The sequence below is a fragment of the Halothece sp. PCC 7418 genome (assembly GCF_000317635.1).
GTDB lineage: Bacteria > Cyanobacteriota > Cyanobacteriia > Cyanobacteriales > Rubidibacteraceae > Halothece.
The window spans coordinates 3577486-3592352 of sequence record NC_019779.1 but is presented as its reverse complement, the minus strand read 5'-3'; the positions used below and the strand labels follow the sequence as shown (position 1 = coordinate 3592352).

Annotated in this window: 17 protein-coding genes; 10 read left to right on the top strand and 7 right to left on the bottom strand. The window is 41.9% G+C overall.

Translation table 11 applies throughout. From position 1 onward, the window contains the following. Window positions 1-5 precede the first annotated feature (5 nt). A complete protein-coding gene (locus PCC7418_RS16475) occupies window positions 6-1220 on the bottom strand; it encodes a response regulator (protein ID WP_015227322.1) in 1215 nt (404 codons plus the stop codon). 138 nt (window positions 1221-1358) lie between these two features. On the opposite strand from PCC7418_RS16475, the gene PCC7418_RS16470 reads away from it, so the two are divergent. Next, the gene (locus PCC7418_RS16470) at window positions 1359-1877 is read left to right on the top strand and encodes a beta-lactamase hydrolase domain-containing protein (protein WP_015227321.1); all 519 of its coding nucleotides are present in this window, start codon (window positions 1359-1361) and stop codon (window positions 1875-1877) included. Here the strand turns inward: PCC7418_RS16470 and PCC7418_RS16465 are convergent. Beyond that, complete coding sequence (locus PCC7418_RS16465; protein ID WP_015227320.1) at window positions 1874-2263, bottom strand: Fur family transcriptional regulator; 390 nt, start codon at window positions 2261-2263, stop codon at window positions 1874-1876. The genes PCC7418_RS16470 and PCC7418_RS16465 overlap by 4 nt on opposite strands. Window positions 2264-2326: 63 nt before the next feature. Here PCC7418_RS16465 and purS point away from each other — a divergent pair, with 63 nt between their 5' ends. Continuing rightward, window positions 2327-2629 (top strand): phosphoribosylformylglycinamidine synthase subunit PurS, encoded by a 303-nt coding sequence (gene purS, locus PCC7418_RS16460; RefSeq protein WP_015227319.1) that lies wholly within the window; start codon window positions 2327-2329, stop codon window positions 2627-2629. A 2-nt stretch (window positions 2630-2631) separates the two neighbouring features. Then, the gene (gene purQ, locus PCC7418_RS16455) at window positions 2632-3327 is read left to right on the top strand and encodes a phosphoribosylformylglycinamidine synthase subunit PurQ (RefSeq protein ID WP_015227318.1); all 696 of its coding nucleotides are present in this window, start codon (window positions 2632-2634) and stop codon (window positions 3325-3327) included. A 44-nt stretch (window positions 3328-3371) separates the two neighbouring features. Here the strand turns inward: purQ and glmU are convergent, their stop codons facing one another. Beyond that, the gene (gene glmU, locus PCC7418_RS16450) at window positions 3372-4727 is read right to left on the bottom strand and encodes a bifunctional UDP-N-acetylglucosamine diphosphorylase/glucosamine-1-phosphate N-acetyltransferase GlmU (RefSeq protein ID WP_015227317.1); all 1356 of its coding nucleotides are present in this window, start codon (window positions 4725-4727) and stop codon (window positions 3372-3374) included. 234 nt (window positions 4728-4961) lie between these two features. Here glmU and PCC7418_RS16445 point away from each other — a divergent pair, with 234 nt between their 5' ends. Next, window positions 4962-6566, top strand: coding sequence for a radical SAM protein (locus PCC7418_RS16445; RefSeq protein WP_015227316.1), 1605 nt, complete (start codon window positions 4962-4964; stop codon window positions 6564-6566). A 157-nt stretch (window positions 6567-6723) separates the two neighbouring features. Here PCC7418_RS16445 and PCC7418_RS16440 read toward each other — a convergent pair whose 3' ends face one another. Both PCC7418_RS16440 and PCC7418_RS16435 read right to left on the bottom strand, forming a co-directional pair. Beyond that, window positions 6724-7230: a hypothetical protein gene (locus PCC7418_RS16440; protein ID WP_015227315.1), complete on the bottom strand. Its 507-nt coding sequence runs from the start codon at window positions 7228-7230 to the stop codon at window positions 6724-6726. A 114-nt stretch (window positions 7231-7344) separates the two neighbouring features. Continuing rightward, the gene (locus PCC7418_RS16435; protein ID WP_015227314.1) at window positions 7345-8343 is read right to left on the bottom strand and encodes a DMT family transporter; all 999 of its coding nucleotides are present in this window, start codon (window positions 8341-8343) and stop codon (window positions 7345-7347) included. A 198-nt stretch (window positions 8344-8541) separates the two neighbouring features. Between PCC7418_RS16435 and sppA the strand changes: the two genes are divergently transcribed. From sppA to bioB, 3 genes are read left to right on the top strand one after another with little or no spacing between them, the layout of a single operon-like run. Beyond that, window positions 8542-9369, top strand: a complete 828-nt coding sequence (sppA, locus tag PCC7418_RS16430) for a signal peptide peptidase SppA (protein ID WP_015227313.1) — start codon at window positions 8542-8544, stop codon at window positions 9367-9369. A gap of 54 nt (window positions 9370-9423) precedes the next feature. Next, entirely contained in the window at window positions 9424-9813 is a 390-nt protein-coding gene (gene aroH / locus PCC7418_RS16425) for a chorismate mutase (RefSeq protein ID WP_015227312.1), read from the top strand. A gap of 34 nt (window positions 9814-9847) precedes the next feature. Then, window positions 9848-10870 (top strand): biotin synthase BioB, encoded by a 1023-nt coding sequence (gene bioB, locus PCC7418_RS16420; RefSeq protein ID WP_015227311.1) that lies wholly within the window; start codon window positions 9848-9850, stop codon window positions 10868-10870. Here the strand turns inward: bioB and PCC7418_RS16415 are convergent. Both PCC7418_RS16415 and PCC7418_RS16410 read right to left on the bottom strand, forming a co-directional pair. Beyond that, the gene (locus PCC7418_RS16415; protein ID WP_015227310.1) at window positions 10848-11633 is read right to left on the bottom strand and encodes a RodZ domain-containing protein; all 786 of its coding nucleotides are present in this window, start codon (window positions 11631-11633) and stop codon (window positions 10848-10850) included. The two genes, bioB and PCC7418_RS16415, sit on opposite strands and share 23 nt — an antisense overlap. Before the next feature lie 4 nt (window positions 11634-11637). Beyond that, window positions 11638-12399 carry a pseudouridine synthase gene (locus PCC7418_RS16410; protein WP_041596750.1) on the bottom strand — a complete coding sequence of 254 codons (762 nt, stop codon included), beginning with the start codon at window positions 12397-12399 and terminating at the stop codon, window positions 11638-11640. Between the two features lie 50 nt (window positions 12400-12449). Between PCC7418_RS16410 and PCC7418_RS16405 the strand changes: the two genes are divergently transcribed. The 3 genes from PCC7418_RS16405 to PCC7418_RS16395 all read left to right on the top strand — a co-directional run bounded on the left by PCC7418_RS16405 (window position 12450) and on the right by PCC7418_RS16395 (window position 14843). Continuing rightward, window positions 12450-13127 (top strand): DUF2993 domain-containing protein, encoded by a 678-nt coding sequence (locus tag PCC7418_RS16405; protein WP_015227308.1) that lies wholly within the window; start codon window positions 12450-12452, stop codon window positions 13125-13127. Between the two features lie 103 nt (window positions 13128-13230). Continuing rightward, on the top strand, window positions 13231-13947 hold the full coding sequence (locus PCC7418_RS16400) for a hypothetical protein (RefSeq protein WP_015227307.1): 717 nt from the start codon (window positions 13231-13233) through the stop codon (window positions 13945-13947). A gap of 173 nt (window positions 13948-14120) precedes the next feature. Beyond that, window positions 14121-14843 carry a hypothetical protein gene (locus tag PCC7418_RS16395; protein ID WP_015227306.1) on the top strand — a complete coding sequence of 241 codons (723 nt, stop codon included), beginning with the start codon at window positions 14121-14123 and terminating at the stop codon, window positions 14841-14843. Window positions 14844-14867 lie beyond the last annotated feature (24 nt).

The window sequence follows — 14867 nt, the reverse complement described above, 5'->3', positions numbered from 1 at the left end:
TGACATCAACTGAGATGTTTTTCTACCACTTGTAAGAGACTCGCTTTCGTAAACGGTTTCGTTAGATAATCAGTTGCTCCCACAGTTTTGGCTCTAACTTTATCAATGACTCCCGTTCGGCTAGTGACCATAATAATTGGCACTTCCGATAAAGCATTACTATTTCTTAGTAAACTACACAGCTTATAACCGTTAATTTCCGGCATAGAAATATCCATCAAGACTAAATCTGGTTGAATCCGAAACAAAATAGCAGCAGCTTCAATTGGGTTTTCGATTTTTGTAATCTCGTATTTATCATCTCCCAATAAACGCTGCACTTCTCGCAAAATGGTCGGGCTATCATCAACGCAAGCAATTTTAATTGTTTTCTCATAGGCACTAGCCCGAGAACTGATTTGATTTTGCGTTTCTGGCTTCACAAGTTTAGGAAGTGTCGGAAGCTGTCGCCAAGCAGATTTCGGCTCTCGTAAAAAGATTTCTCCCCTCCCAATGTAAGGATAAAGCATTCGAGCTAACTTAATTTCATCTTGTTTGATGTAAATGGCTAACTGGTGGATGCTATATCCCCGCATTAGTTTGGAAAGTTTCGCTATGTTAGGATTAGATGCACTATCAACCGCGCGCTGATTAAAAAAATAGGGACGTTGATGAGGAGAACCAATTTTATCGACGAGTTTTTGCCAAGACGCTAGACGATCACGAAACTCTTCGATTAAAGTTGCTAACTGGGGATGCGGTACAATTGAGATTAAAGGTTCTGTCGATTCACTTTCCTGCCAGCTATATTCACCCTCTTGAAGCCACAATAAAGGTTCTAGAGCCTCTCGACTCAATTTTTCAGTGACTTGAGAGATTTGTTTCGCATTTAGAAACTCCTCTCTTCCTAGCCAGTGAATGATACTGTCTAGGGGCATATCTGCTAAGGAATGTTGTGTTGTTTCCACAGATTTTGCTGTTCTCAAGCCTTCTCTTGCTTTTTTGCAGCCAAGATAGTGAAGATGATAATCTAACTCTTCTAAAGATTGAACTGACATAGAAGCAAACTGGATTTGACCCCTTTTGAGATAAATAATCCAGTTAACATCTCCTCTGAAAACTTCTAAGACTCCACTCCGATTCGATAAGTCTTTCAAAAGCTGAAAAGAATCGTGGATTTGTCCCGTTACTTGTTCTGTGGCAAGGAACTCAGATGAGTTGGAAAGTTCATGATCACTCATGGTTATATCGTGATTTGAGTAGCCAAAATGTGAGTAAAATTTAACATACATACCCTGTGAAATCGTCTGTGAAAATACTTGAATTAGTCTGATTAATTGACATATTTCCTATCAGTAGAAACTGTGATTCCTTAAGGAATGAAAATTCTAGTGAGTGAGATGGTGATTTTTGACAAAATTGCTAAGATTTTACTGGTTAGTTATAAAAATAAAGTAAACATGAATAACATTATTACTTTGTCTTCAGAATTTGCGATCGCGGGACAAATTACTCCCGAACAACTCCAAAGTGCGAAAGAAGCTGGATATCAAGCCGTGGTTAACCTACGGATGCCAGGAGAACAAGGATTTATTGATAATCAAAACGCAGCCCAAGATGCAGGGTTACACTATGCCCATATTCCCGTTTCTCCAAGTGAAATCGGCAACGTAGCGGATCATGTAGTGAATCAATTGGATGAACTCCCAAAACCCGCCTTAGTTCATTGTGGCAGTGCGCTCCGTGCAGGTGTCATGGTCTTAGCGTATATGGGCGCTCGTCAAGGAAAAAGTGCAGAAACCGTATTAGAAGAAGCCCGACAAGCAGGATTTACAATGATTGATAGTAAGCCACCTCTAAAACAGTTTATTCAAGACTATATTGCTCAAAACAGCTAATTCTTAAGCGTTTGACAGTGCTGACATAAGCCAAAAAACTCTAAGCTGTGGTAAAACACTTGAAACTGATGGGAGGTTTCTAAGTCCTTTTCCAAGTCATGCACAGGACATTCTGAAATGGGAAAGGACTGACCACAGTTGAGACAAGTCAGGTAATGTTGATCATGCTCGATCGATTCATATAAAGATTCTCCTGTGGGAAGGGTGCGGGCTTGTACCGCCCCTTCTAGTTTTAGAGCATCAAGAGCGCGATACACTGTCGCCAGACCAAGGGGTTGCTCCCGTTGGCGTAATTCCACATAAATTTGTTGAGCCGAAAGCGGAGAATTCAATTTTTGAAGGAGATTGAGAACCTGTTTTTGGGAACGATTACGTTGGGCAGTCATTAGAATTAGCAAGTTGCAGTTTTAGGTGTAAGCATACACGGATCAGGATGTTGTACTCTAGGAATGCGGTGGTTCGAGAAAAAAACAGTGAGTCAACAAACCTATAAAGCCCAAATCTATGTTACCTTACGTCCGTCTGTGCTTGATCCAGCAGGAACAGCAGTTGCTTCGGGTTTGCAGCAACATGGCTATACGGGGGTAGAATCTGTGAGAATTGGAAAATATATTGAGTTAACGGTGACAACCGAAAATGAGGAATTAGCCCGACAACAAGTGGATCAGATGTGTGATCAGTTATTGGCAAATCCCGTCATTGAAAATTATTCCTTTGAGTTGAAACAGTTGGCAACAACGGTGGGAGGATAAAAATGAAGTTTGGCGTTGTTGTCTTTCCAGGATCAAACTGCGATCGCGATGTCGCTTATGTGACACAAGATTTATTAAAGCAACCGACAAGACTGGTGTGGCATCAGGAAACCGACATTGCTGATCTTGATGTGATGATTCTTCCAGGTGGGTTTAGTTATGGCGATTATTTACGTTGTGGCGCGATCGCGCAATTTTCTCCCATCATGAAAGCCGTCCAAGATCATGCTGCAAAAGGAAAACTCGTTTTAGGCATTTGTAATGGCTTTCAAATTTTGACAGAAGTGGGCTTGCTGCCTGGGGCCTTGATTCGCAATCGAGACCTCCATTTTATCTGCGATCGCGTGCCGTTAAAAATCGAAACTGCGCGATCGCTTTGGACACAAAACTATTCTGAAAAAAGTGTGATCACCCTGCCCATCGCCCACGGAGAAGGGCGATATTTTGCCGAAGCCGATACCTTAAAATCATTAGAAGAGAATGGACAAGTGTTATTCCGTTACTGCAATGCTCAGGGAGAAATCACAGACGCAAGTAACCCCAACGGTTCATTAAATAATATTGCAGGAATTACCAATAAAAGCGGGAATGTGTTAGGAATGATGCCTCACCCTGAACGCGCTTCTGATGCAATTTTAGGCTCAACTGATGGCTTCAACTTATTTCAAGGCTTATTGCAAGCAACGGTGAGGGTTTAAGCGGACAGGGATCGTCCTTTTGCTTCTGGAAGAGGACGATTGAGTTACTCGTCACTGTTTAATCGCCAGCCTGGTTTGACCACTTGGCGCGATCGCGCAATGACCAGCGCATCGGTAGGAACATCTTCTGTTACGACCGATCCCGCAGCAACAGTCACTTCATCTCCCAGTCTCACGGGTGCAACCAGAACAGTATTCGATCCAGTTTTAGAATAATTTCCAATGTGAGTTTGATGTTTATGCACTCCATCATAATTTGCTGTAATCGTTCCAGCACCAACATTGACCTTTGTACCCAAGGTCGCATCCCCAAGATAAGATAAATGCGCCACATTGCAGCCTTCTCCGAGTTGGGTATTCTTCATTTCTACAAAATTCCCCACCCGACAGCCTGACCCCACTCTGGCTTGTCCCCGCAGATGGGCATAGGGGCCAATGCGAGTTCCCGCTTCGACGGTACTATCAGTTAAAACAGAATAGAAAACCGTGACCTGTTCTCCCAATTGGCTATTTTCAATCATACTGCCTGGACCAATTCGACAACCAGAAGCAATGACGGTGTTCCCTCGGAGATGGGTTTGCGGTTCAATGGTCACATCAGGAGATAACTCTACTGTTTCGTCAATGGTAATGCTATCAGGGTCAATTAAAGTGACCCCCGCCATCAACCACTTATCTTTAATCCGTTGTTGTAAAGTCGTGTAAGCATCCGCAAGATGTTTGCGATGATTAATCCCGCTAATTTCTTTCACATCCGCCACGTCCATCGCCATCACGGGTGACAAAGACGTAAACACATCTGTCAGATAATACTCTTTCTGGTCATTTTCCGCCGAGAGATGGGGTAAGATCTCTGCTAACTTTTGCCAATTCAAACAATACACCCCCGCATTAATTCGTTGATTGCGTTTTTGTTCTGGGGTACAGTCGCGATCTTCGATAATTTCTTGAACTTGATTTTTGTCATCGCAGAACACTCGTCCATAGCCTTGGGGATTTTCCAGTTGTGCTGTCAGTAAGGTCGCAGCATTCTGATTCGTTTGATGGGTGTCTAGTAGTTGCTGCAGCGTTTCCTGACGTAAAAGAGGCACATCGCCGTTGAGAATCAAGACATCCTCATCACTTCCTTTTAATGCGGGAAGTAGCTGTTGAACGGCGTGACCTGTCCCCAATTGCTGTTCTTGTAAAACAAATTCGACATGATCCCAATGCTTGAGACTTGTCTTCACTTCTTCTGCTGCGTAGCCAACAATCACCAAATACCGCGAGGGTTCGATTAAGGCACAACTGTCTAACACTCTCTCTAGCATCGACTTTCCCCCTAAAGGATGTAACACTTTGGGAAGACTGGATTTCATGCGGGTGCCCCGTCCCGCTGCTAAAACTGCGACTGCGACCATTTTTGACTGTTGAATGTAACGGTAAATTGTTTAGGATGGTTTAGAGCGTACCGCTTTCGGGGCAAACTGGCAAGACGGTCATTTGTTATTATTAGTATCAGTTCCGAGTTTGTTCACAGTTAAATCGGATTTGTTTTTTGTTCTTTGTTCTTTGTTCTCCGCTTCCTCCCAACTCCTCCTCAGCCCATCTTAGTTAAGATCAAAAGTAGTCCCCTTATATAAAATGATTTTACTGTGAGTGTCTTTTCCCAAGAACGTCTCTTATTTACCCCTGCTTCCCCTGATAGTGATGCGTTACCGATTATTTACGCTTTTCCTAATACGTACACCATCGGGATTACCAGTTTAGGCTATCAAGTCATCTGGTCAACATTCGCCCAGCGCGAAGATGTTGCGGTGAGTCGGGTTTTTACAGATCTTCATGAATCTTTACCCCGTAATCCCGAATTGTTTGGCTTTTCGGTTTCTTGGGAATTAGACTACATTAATATTCTCAATCTTTTAGAATCGTTTGCTATTCCCCTACACAGTGAAGAAAGAACTGATGAACATCCACTTATTTTCGGTGGGGGACCGGTTTTAACCGCAAATCCAGAACCGTTTGCTGCTTTTTTTGACCTCATTTTATTGGGAGACGGTGAAGATTTACTACCAAATTTAATTACAACCGCACAAAAAGTTAGAGGAGAAACTCGCGCTACAAAATTAAGAGCATTTGCTGAAGTTCCGGGGATTTATGTTCCGAGTTTATATGAAGTGTCTTACGATTCTCCAGAGGGAAATATTAATAACATTTCTCCCCTAGATTCTACGATTCCAGAAACCGTTGAAAAACAAACCTATCGCGGAAATACACTATCAGCTTCTACTGTTGTTACAGAAAATTCTGCTTGGGAAAATATTTATATGGTGGAAGTGGTACGGAGTTGTCCCGAAATGTGTCGCTTTTGTTTAGCGAGTTATCTTACTTTACCATTCCGAAAAGCGAGTTTAGAAGGTTCACTGATTCCAGCGATTGAAGCGGGTTTAAAAGTAACGAATCGCTTAGGATTACTCGGGGCTTCAGTGACCCAACATCCTGAGTTTGAGAACTTATTAAACTATTTATCTCGTCCCGATTATGATGATGTCCGTTTAAGCGTTTCCTCGGTACGGACGAATACAGTAACAGAAAAGTTTGCTCAAATTTTAGCCAGTCGCGATGCAAAATCATTGACAATTGCAGTTGAAAGTGGTTCGGAAAAAGTTCGTGAAGTGATTAATAAAAAACTGCAAAATGAAGAAATTATTCAAGCTGCAATTAACGCCCAAGCAGGGGGATTAAAAGCCCTAAAACTTTATGGAATGGTCGGAATTCCTGGGGAAAGTGAAGCTGATATTGATGCAACTGTAGAGATGATGTCAGCAATTAAAAAAGTAGCACCCAAGTTAAAATTAACCCTCGGGTGTTCGACATTTGTTCCGAAATCTCACACGCCATTTCAATGGTTTGGGGTGAATAAAGATAGCAAAAAACGGCTTAATTCCTTACAGAAAAAGCTACGATCGCGCGGGATAGATTTTCGACCCGAAAGTTATAATTGGTCGGTCATTCAAGCTCTGATTTCTCGTGGTGATAGAAGACTGACCCCGTTACTTGAACTCACCCGCGAATACGGTGATTCTGTTGGTAGTTATAAACGCGCCTTTAAGGAACTCAAAGGACAACTTCCCCCTCTAGAATACTATGTGCATCAAGACTGGAAAACGGATCAAATTCTTCCTTGGTCGCACTTAAAAGGACCCCTTCCCCAAGCAACCTTAGAAAAACATTTAACAGAAGCAATGAGCCATGTCTAGCAGTGACCAGTTCAAAAAGGTAGGTTGGGTTGAGGTAACGAAACCCAACACCCATAAGGGTCTAACCCAACCTACAATATAATAGAGGTTGAAAAAGTTTTGTTAGTCAACCAGATAGTAAGACTTTCAACTCATCGAATTTTCCGAAGAAAAACCATTACCGAAATACTAAAAATAAAAGAATAATTCCAATTAAAGCCACCCAAATAAAATTATTATCTTTGCGATTAATTTCACTGGGATCAATGGGGTCTGGTTCTGGAAGTTTTCGAGGGCGTGGTTTAACCCGACCTGCGGGTTTATATTGACTGGTTTTACTGTCCTCTTCTGAAAGTTTCGATAAGTCTGGAATTTTGGTTAACCATTCATCAGGACGCTTCAAAGCAGGTGCTTTTAAGATGTAGAGAATGCGCTCACTTTGCTTGCGAATTTCTCCCGAGGGATGTTTAGCTAAATCTTGACACAGCGCGATCGCGCTTTCGATTTGACCCGCAGCTTGATACGCACTGACTAACCAAATGCGTACTTCTCCCCCTAATTTGGACTGCGGATTGATGAGCTTTTTCGCCCGTTCTAACTCCTCAATACTTTCTTTATAGCGTCCTCGTTCTAACGCCAATTTTCCTCGTTGATAGGTTGCTTGAAATTCTTCTTTTTGCTCCATTATTTGTTCTTCGTTATTTGTTCTTCGTTATTTGGTTATTCTCCCAAGAACAAGGAACAATGAACCAATAACAAAAATTAAGAATGTATCTGGTAAGAGTGAGAAGTGGTACACTTAATCTTTACTGGTGACGACAGATTGACTCATTTCAAATTCTTTTTCACTCCTTACCGATCCAAACCGATCGCGCTGATTAATTAAATAAATACTAATCAACGTTAACCCCACGCCACTCCATTGCAGTTGACTTAACTCTTCTGATAATAATAAATTACCAAATAATAAAGCAAAAACGGGGGTTAAAAAAGTTAATGCAGCAAAGCTGGTTAAATTACGAGTAGAAGCCAGATAAAAAAATAATCCATAGGCGATCGCGCTACCAAAAATAGTGGCGTAACTAATCGCCATCCAACCATCAACAGTAATATTTTGCCATTGCTGCGTCTCGACCATTCCTGATAACACAAATAACGGAATTCCGCCTAAAATCATGTGCCATCCTGTCGCCATAACCGCATCAGCATGATGACAAACATAGCGAATCAAAATAGTTCCGACCGCCATTGAAAGCGACGCTAATAGCATCAGCCATTCCCCACTCGCCAATAAACCCGATCCACTTAATTTTATATTCTCAAAATTCCCTTGTAATCCTTGCCAAATCCATTCATCGGGTAAACCGATTAAACTCACGCCGATTATTCCCAACAACAGTCCAATCCAGCCAATTTTGCCCACGCGATCGCCGAATAATAAACTAGACAGTAACGCTACGGTTAACGGCTGCGTATCAATCATCACCGAACCGATTCCCGCCCCCGTTCGCACTAAGCCTTCCGCTAAAAACCCTTGAAATAAAGCCCCATCAACCAGCGCAAACAAACTAATCCATCCCCATGCTAGCCATCCTCGCGGTTGTGGACGCTGAAATATTATTCCTGCGATGAGAACTAATAATCCTGCTGGTAAAATCCGCATCCCTGCTAAAAATAACGGTGTCGTATTCGGAATCACCCCTTTCATGGCGACCATTGCAGTTCCCCATAAAAAGAAGGGCGCAATGAGGATTAAAGGAAAAAAGAACGTTTGCGGTTGTTTGAGTTTTACTTCCATTTGATCTAGCTTTCAGACAATATCTCACCTCATTGTATAGTTTTATTAAGAAACTGAGTATTGGTTCTTGGTTCTTGGTTCTTGGTTCTTTGGTCACTGGTCACTGGTCACTGGTCACTGGTCACTGGTCACTGGTAACTGCTAACTGCTCACTGGCTTAGGTTAGAATAAGAGGTTCAAATTGCGTTGCAGAAATTTATGGTTTGGTTGATTGGGAAACGACGAAGGAAAAAAATTGCTCGGATTGAAATTACAGGCGCGATCGCGTCAGAAACGCGCCAACGAGTCCTGAAAGCCCTCAAAACAGTAGAAGAACAAAAATGGAAAGCCCTGCTGTTACGCATCGACTCTCCAGGGGGAACAGTGGGAGATTCACAAGAAATTTACAGTGCTCTGAGAAAATTACAAGACAAGATGAAAATTGTCGCCAGCTTTGGTAATATCTCAGCGTCTGGAGGGGTGTATGTGGGGATGGGGGCGGAAAAAATAGTCGCTAACCCAGGCACGATCACGGGGAGTATTGGTGTTATTCTCCGTGGGAACAATTTAGAACGACTCCTCGACAAAGTAGGGGTCTCCTTTAAGGTGATTAAATCAGGCCCCTATAAAGATATTTTGTCTTTTGATCGAGAACTCACGGACGAGGAAAAACATATTTTGCAAGCTCTCATTGATACCAGCTATCATCAGTTTGTCCGCACTGTTGCGGAAGCTCGCAGCCTCAGCTTAGAAACGGTACAAAGTTTTGCTGATGGACGCATTTTTACGGGCGAACAAGCTCAAGAATTAGGGGTAGTTGATCGTTTGGGGAGTGAAGAAGACGCAAGACGTTGGCTTGCTGAATTGGTTGATTTAGATCCAGATAAGACGAAATGTGTCACCATTGGAGAAAATAAATCTCCCCTACAACGATTTTTACCAGGTCAGAATCAAAGTGATACAAATCTTACCTGGAAAACGGCAACAGATTGGCTAGAATTTGAACTAGCAACCAACGGACAACCGTTATGGCTTTATCGCCCTTAAAATGGGGGAAACTAATTAAATGAGCAAACTCAAGCAAAAAAGGGAGGAAACTTCGTGGTGGAGTGGAAAGTGCGAGCAATTCGTGGGGCAACAACAGCTTCAGCAAATACGGTAGAAGCAATCCGAGAAGCAGTCACCGAACTGCTCGACGAACTAGAAGCTCGAAATCACCTCGATCCGAGTGACATCATTAGTGCGGTTTTCACCACAACCCGTGACTTAGATGCGACTTTTCCCGCAAGTATTGCACGAGAACGACCCAATTGGGATAATGTAGCCCTGCTGGATGTGCAACAGATGCACGTTGAAGGCAGTTTATCCCGTTGTATTCGCTTTTTAATTCATGTGAATACGGCAAACCCCAACTGGGAAATTGTTCACCCCTATCTGCGTCATGCTCAGGATTTACGACCCGATTGGAATTTGGCGCAGATGGGATCTTAAAAAGTTGCGCGATCGTTATTAAACCATGATCAAAATGGATTGGAAGACTCTAGCAGAAAAATCTCTCGCTGGAGACTGTCTCACCCGAGAAGAAGCTCACGGGGTTTTAACTGCCCCAAATGAGGAATTATTGTCACAGTTAGCTGCTGCTTATCGTGTTCGTTACCACCACTGGAAAAATCGAGTCCGTTTGCATTTTCTGTTAAATGCCCAAAGTGGCTTGTGTCCAGAAGATTGTCATTATTGTTCCCAGTCGAAAATTTCCACCGCAGAAATTGAAAAATATCCCCTGTTAGCGAAAGAAAAGATTCTGGATGCAGCAGCCCAAGCAGCAGAATTAAAAGCGGGAACATTTTGTTTGGTGACTTCGGGACGGACTCCCACCGAATCTCTCCTGAGTAAAGTTTGTGAAGCAGTTACGGCGATTAAAACCCAACATGATCTCAAAGTTTGTGCTTGTGTCGGCTTGTTAGATGAAACGCAAGCGCAACGGTTGGCGGATGCAGGGGTCGATCGCGTGAATCATAACCTGAATACTTCCGAAAATTATCATGAGGCGATTTGTTCCACTCATACCTTTCGCGATCGCGTGACAACCGTGAATCATGTTCAGGAAGCAGGGATGACCACCTGTTCTGGAGGCATTATTGGCATGGGAGAATCCAATGATGATATTATTGACTTAGCTCTCTCCCTTCGCGCTTTAAATATCACCAGTATTCCTGTAAACTTTCTGATTCCGATTCCAGGAACGCCCTTTTCCGAAACCCAAAAGCCAAGCTTAACCCCACAATTTTGTTTGCGAGTGCTGTGTTTATATCGTTTTCTATTGCCAGAAAGAGAAATCCGCATTGCTGGCGGTCGAGAAGTTCATTTGCGCTCTCTCCAGCCTTTAGGCTTATATCCAGCAAACTCGATTTTTGTGGCTGACTACCTCACCACTCCGGGTCAAGCAGCAAAAGATGACTGGCAAATGATTGAAGATGCAGGGTTTACCTTAGAATCTGCTAATGGTTCTCCTCTCCCTGCTTTGTCTAGTCTTCAGGAAAATAAGTAACTTCTTTGACTTCACCCATATTTCCGAATACAGTGGGCGATTGTTGATTGTATTCCACAACGACTCCGCCAGCATTTCCCGCACGGAGGGTTAAGGCTTCTTCTGCGGTCCAAGTTTGATGATTTCCCGCCGAGAGTACCCCCTCATAAACTTTTTCCCCGTCACGGGTAACTCTTACCCAAGCATCTTTCTTCACAGAAACTTTCAGTTCCACAGGATGGGCTGGACTCTCTTGAGCAGGCTTCGGGTTAGCAATGGCAAGTTGTGGGGTTGGCTTTTCTGGAACGGGTTGTGTGGTCACTTGTTGTTGAGACGTTTGTTGTTCTGTATTGTCTTGCGCCGAGCGTTGTTCGACAAGGTAGGATAAACCACTGACTGAGGCAATAATCAACAAAATATAGATGACATACAGGTGGAGAGGACGCAGTTGTGCTGCGGGGAGTTGTCGCCAAGAGGGGCTAATCGCATAAGTTTGTTTTCCTGTGGGAAATGCTCCTGCATACTCTAGACCATTTAAGCCCAGTGCATCGGCAAATTGTTTAATTAAGCCCTGAATATAAACCGGTTCAGGGAGATTTTCTAAATTTCCTTCTTCGATGGCAACCAGTAAGCGAGCTTGGATGCGTGTTTTAGTCGCTACTTCATCAATGGAAACTGATTTTTCTGTGCGGACTTGACGCATCTGTGATCCAATTTCCTTTAATTTTTCCACTTGTTGTTGTTGAGAAGTCATGGAGGGGGTTTGTTGTTTTTCGGTAAACATAATATCAATTGGCTATAGGTTGCTTAGAGTGCTGTTTGAGATACTTAATTTCTTGACTTGTTAAAAAACGATAGCTCCCACCTTTCAAGAAAGATTCATCCTTACGACTGAGCTTGATTGGACCGATCGCGCGACGATGAAGGGCTAACACGGGAAACCCCAATTGTTCAGCAACTCGCCGAATTTGGCGATTTCTGCCTTCAGTCAGAGTGATCTCCAATTGGGTCTGTTTGCGTTCTCGCTTTAAGACCTTAATTTCAGCCGGTAAAGTTCTCTTTTGATCAAGGATTACCCCGTCACGCCACAGTTTTAACACAGACTCTGGTGGGTTGTCTTTGATCCAAACTTCATAAGTTTTGGGTAAATGGTAGCGTGGATGAGTGAGATGAAGTGTTAAGTCTCCATCATTGGTTAATAGCAACGCCCCTGTTGAATTGATATCTAATCTGCCAACTAAGTGTAATCCCTGTCTCTTACGGAGATCATCAGCTAATAAATCCAAAACAGTTCGGCGCTTTTGCGGATCATGACAAGTGGAAACCACCCCTAGAGGTTTATTCACTAAGATATAAAGTTTCTCTGGACGCTGGTGAGGCGTGATGAGTTTGCCATCAACGGTTACGCGATCGCGCTCTAAGTCAATTTTTTGCCCCAATACAGCCACTTCACCATTTACCTGCACTCGCCCCCCCAGCATCATTTTCTCCGCTTGACGACGGGAAGCGACTCCCCATTGTGAGAGAATTTTTTGTACCCGTTCCATAATCAAAACTCCTTAACCCACCTTAATTTTAATCAAAGTTTATTCGATGTTTAATGATGATCTGGAAAAAGAGTCATTTTCTTACTAAGATTTTTACACCTGCTTTGCGTTTGTGGTTACACTCACAATTGGATACTGTTCAAGGTCTAGAATTACAGTTAACTAGCAGCGATCAACAACTACTTCAAGGCATCATTCCTAAGGTTTTTTTACAAAGTGATTTTGCCATTTATCAAGGCTTACAATTTGACCAAATTAATCTCATCGCAGAGGAAATTCAGGTGAACATGACGCAAGTTTTAAGGGGTGAACCGTTACAACTATTAAAGCCGATTTCTATTTCAGTAAGAATGCGGATGACGGAAACTCATCTCAATGCTTCCCTACCGTCTTTTCTTCTGCAATCAGGGTTAAAGGATTTTCTGTTTCTCTTGTTCAAAACGAATTCTCTTCCTTCTTTTCACTGGGAAAGTATTACTCTAGAGAAAAACGGTTTTATTCTCAAAGGGAAAAGTTTATCTTCCTTCTCTCATTCGGTTTTTATTCAAGGAGAAGTGAGTTTGAACAGTCCTCAGCATTTAGTGATTTCTCCGATGAAGGTAGAAGGACTAGCTGTTAAGCAAGAATTCCACCCCATCGAGCTTGATTTAGGTTCACAAGTTCATCTAGAGGATTTAATCATTACTGAAGATGCTATTTTCTTACAAGGAAACTTGATAGTCTTTACTTAAGGTCTGCTACAAATGAGTTTTCGTAAGCCTCTCAACCTACTTAGTTACTGGTACAATTACCATAAACCATCTACATTACAATTATCAGTTTTTTACAAAATCGATGTTTTTTAACTCAAGAAGCAGTCTCACTGCAATCTCTCTCTTCATTAGTTTATTATGGCCAATTCAGGAAACAAGAAGCCAGCCTACTCCTTCGGGGAGTCCATCAGCTGAAGTTGAAACTCAATCCCATGAAGTTTACCAAGAATTTTTTTCATTGATCAGGCGCTTTGTCAATTCTTCTGGAGAGTATTATGTTTCCTATTCCAATCAAGTTGTAATAGCCAACGAGCCTAGTATTGGCAGATCATACGTTACAGAATTATGGCAAAAGGCAAATCAAGCAAGGTTCGATATTCCGATTAAGAATCAAGAACATAGGATGTATCAAATCGGTAATCAAATAACTGTATGTATTCCCAATAATAATCAATTTCGTTGTTCGACTCGAACCAGTCAAAATAATAATTATTTACGCGAATTCGCTCTAGGTGGTCCAATGTGGAGTGATCTGGCACAAGAGAAAGCATCTAATTTTAATATCATTAAATCAGAAGTCAAAAAGATTGCTGGTGAAACAGCAACCTGTTTTAGAGCATTTGACTTTGAGTTTGATGATCAAGCACGTCTATCAATTTGCTTTTCTGATAACTATGGAATTCCACTCTCGGTAGAAGCAATTATGGCTGAAGGAGCAAGAATAATAAGGGCAACTAATTTTCAATCCTCTGTTGATGAAAGTGTCTTTTCGTTGCCAGAGCAAGCATTAACTGAATAATTCTGACAATAACTAACTTGAACTTACCCAAATGAGGCATCATCATTATTCAGCAGATTGTCCCCATTATCCCCAGCAATCCGTCTGATTTCGCCCAAGGACGGATCACCGATCGCGATCGTAAAATGGGGAATAACCCTCCATTGTGTCGCATCTAAGTTCTAAAATTGATAATGTCTCAAAAATCCAAGTCTTCCCCCTTACTTTCCTTAACTTTATTTGTGATAACAACGCCTTTTACGGGATTTCTAATCATACTAGGATTGCATAATTTGGTAACGAACCAATTGTTTAAACCTGAAACAAATTTACCAATGCTGAATCATAAAGAAATTGCCAAAAAACTAGCTCAGAATAGTTCGTTAAGTGAAAAAGAAATCTTAGAAAGTCTTTCTTCAAAGCAGAAAGAAAATAAAGCTCAGCGCCCTAGAAATTCAGTGGAATGGAGAGGTGGATCACATTATTTAAAGGGGAATAAAATTTTAGTTGCTAATATTAAATCTCAAAATTCAGCTTTTAACAAAAAAACCGAAGTCTATGTGGAAAAAGAGACAATTGAGGAATTACCTAATGATCACATTAAATTTGAAAGTTTAGTGATTGTCAGAAATGAAGATGATCAACTCTTTAATGAATTTGCTCGTAAGTTTTTTTTCTTTGCAGAAGTTGATTGTGAGCAAATGTTGATGTATAAAACAGCTAAACAAGAAATTCTTAGTGGTGATCACTATGGTAATGATCTTGCTCGTAGAAGCGTCGGCGGAAGAACAATCGCGATGGAAACTCCTCAAGAAAAAGTTAACTATGACCCACCAATTAGAATTGCTCTGCCGAGAGCAACTTACTTAGATAATATGGCTAATTATGTGTGTAAAGATTATCTGGGATCGCCTTAAAACTTAGAAGAATTCTGGGTGAAA